Origin of the sequence: Micromonospora sp. KC207 (assembly GCF_004348615.1) — a bacterium.
Lineage (GTDB): Bacteria > Actinomycetota > Actinomycetes > Mycobacteriales > Micromonosporaceae > Micromonospora.
On the sequence record NZ_SMKJ01000506.1, the window covers coordinates 1 to 2631 of the forward strand.

General features: G+C 71.3%; 2 protein-coding genes. One reads left to right on the plus strand and one right to left on the minus strand.

What is annotated here, in order from left to right:
- Positions 1-284 precede the first annotated feature (284 nt).
- Entirely contained in the window at positions 285-1547 is a 1263-nt protein-coding gene (locus E1258_RS31865) for a S8 family peptidase (protein WP_243715818.1), read from the plus strand.
- Between the two features lie 63 nt (positions 1548-1610).
- On the opposite strand, the gene E1258_RS31870 is transcribed toward E1258_RS31865, so the two are convergent.
- Positions 1611-2573 (minus strand): complex I subunit 1 family protein, encoded by a 963-nt coding sequence (locus tag E1258_RS31870; RefSeq protein WP_132407592.1) that lies wholly within the window; start codon positions 2571-2573, stop codon positions 1611-1613.
- Positions 2574-2631: the final 58 nt, after the last annotated feature.

Genomic DNA, 2631 nt, shown 5'->3' on the forward strand with positions numbered 1-2631 from the left:
GGGCTGAACCCACCCTTTTCGTACGCCCCGCCCGCGCGTTCCGGGCGGGGCGTACGGCTGGCCGGCCTGGTGACGGTTGTCCGGCTGCGAAACGAAGGCTGTCCGGCTCTGAAACGAAGGCTGTCCGACGCTGGCGAAGTACGGCCCAGCCGCCACAAATCCATCGACAGTCTTCACCAGTTAACACTCGCTTCAATTCAAGATGATCGACTTATGGGCGCGCGCCGCCGACCCTCCCGGGTCCGGCGGCGGGCAGAACTGTCCATATCGGAGGAGGTTCAGCCTTGCGGAAGCCAGGTGGCAGAACGGTACGCCTGGGCGTACTGGCCGGCATGATCACCGGCGCGCTCGTCACAGCCCTCGCCGTACCAGCGTCGGCAGCCCCAGGTGCGGCGGAGCCGGGCCGTCCCGCGCCCGCGCCGTTGCGGCCGGGCGGACCGGAGGCCGCGCCGGACCGGTACATCGTGGTGCTCACCGACCCGCCGGCCGGCACCGACCGCGCCGCACGAACCGCCCGCACCGGGCGGGCCGCAACCGTCGCCGAGCGGGCCGGCGGCACCGTGCTTACCCGCTACACGCAGGTCCTCGACGGGTACGCCGCCCACCTGCCCCCGGCGGCCCTCGCCGCCGTACGCGCCGACCCCGCCGTGGCGTACGTCGAACGGGACACCCGCATCTACGGCGGCCTGACCGGCGATTTCACGACGCAGGCCGTCCAGACGAACCCGCCCTCCTGGGGGCTGGACCGCATCGACCAGCACAACCTGCCGCTGAACAACAGCTTCGGGTACACCTCGACCGGCGCCAACGTCACGGTCTACGTGGTCGACTCCGGCATCCGGGCCAGTCACGTCGACTTCGGCGGCCGGGCCAGCGGCGTCTACGACGCGGTCGGCGACGGCAACGGCACCAACGACTGCAACGGCCACGGCACGCACGTCGCCGGCACCGTCGGCGGCGCGAAGTACGGCGTCGCCAAGGCCGTCACCATCAAGGCGGTACGGGTCCTCCAGTGCAACAACTCCGGCTGGACGACGGACCTGATCGAGGGCATGGACTGGATCGCCGCCAACCACGACCCCGTCTCGGTGGCGAACTTCAGCCTCCAGGGCTACGGCACCGCCCCCAACGCCGCCGCCGAGAACCTGATCAACTCGGGCGTGCACGCCGTCTTCATCGCCAACAACTTCAACACCGACGCCTGCACCAACGGCCCCCGCTCCCCCCGGGGCGTCACCGTCGCCGCGACCGACATCACGGACACCCGCGCCTCGTTCTCCAGCTACGGCACGTGCGTCGACATCTTCGCCCCCGGCGTGAACATCACCTCCGCCGGCATCGCCTCGAACACCGCGGTCGCCTCCGGCTGGTCGGGCACCTCGATGGCGGCGCCGCACGTCACCGGATGGCTGGCCCGCTACCGGCAGCAGTTCCCCACGGCCACGCTCGCGCAGGCCAAGAGCGCCTTGATCGCCGCCGCCACCACCGGCGTCGTGATCAACCCGGGCCCCGGCTCACCGAACCGCCTGCTCTACGCCGCACCGTAACCCGCGCGGCGTTGTTCGGAGGGGCCCCTTCCTATCCAGAAAGCGATAGCAAGGGGCCCTTCCTCACATCGTGACGCGGACGGCGGCCGTGAGGACGAGCTGGGCGAGCGAGGCCGGCACCAGCACCAGCCAGCACAGGCGCTGGAGCTGGTCCTCGCGGAGCCGGGGGTACGCCACCCGCAGCCAGATGATCACGAACGAGACGGCGAAGACCTTCAGCAGGGTCCACAGCCAGCCGAGCTGAGCGTCGGCGAACGGGCCCTGCCAGCCCCCCAGGAAGAGCACCGTGGTCAGCGCGGCGATCACCACGATGCCGACGTACTCGGCGAGCAGGAAGAACGCGAAGCGCAGCCCCGTGTACTCCGTCAGATAGCCGAAGACCAGCTCCGAGTCGGCGACCGGCATGTCGAACGGGGGCCGGCGGATCTCGGCCAGCCCGGCGACGAAGAAGACGATCATCGCGGGGGCCTGCCAGAGCAGCCACCAGGGCCGCCACGCCTCGACGATGCCGGGCAGGCTCAACGTGCCGGCGGCCATCGCCACCGACGCGGCGGCCAGCACCAGCGGCAGCTCGTAGCCGAGGAGCTGGGCGGCCCCGCGCAGCCCACCGAGCAGGCTGTACTTGTTGGCCGACGCCCAGGCCGACATCAGCACCGCCACCACGCCCACCCCGACCACGGCCAGGACGAAGAACAGGCCGATGTCCAACGGCTGACCGACCAGGTCGCCGGGCCCGAGCGGGATCACCAGCAGGGCGAGCAGGTACGGCACCAGGGCCACCACCGGGGCCAGCCGGAACACCGCCCGGTCCGCCTCGCGCGGGGTGATGTCCTCCTTCTGCACGAACTTGACCCCGTCGGCGACGAGCTGGGCCCAGCCGTGGAAGCCGCCCGCGTACATCGGGCCGAGCCGGCCCTGCATGTGCGCCATCACCTTGTGCTCGGCCTGCCCGACGACGAGCGGCAGGGTGAGGAAGGCGACCAGCACGCCGACCACCCGCAGCACGGCCTCCAACCAGTCGGGCATCAGGCCGTACCCCCGTCCCCCGCGAGGTCGTCGCCCCGGTTCCCGCCGGCGGTCGACT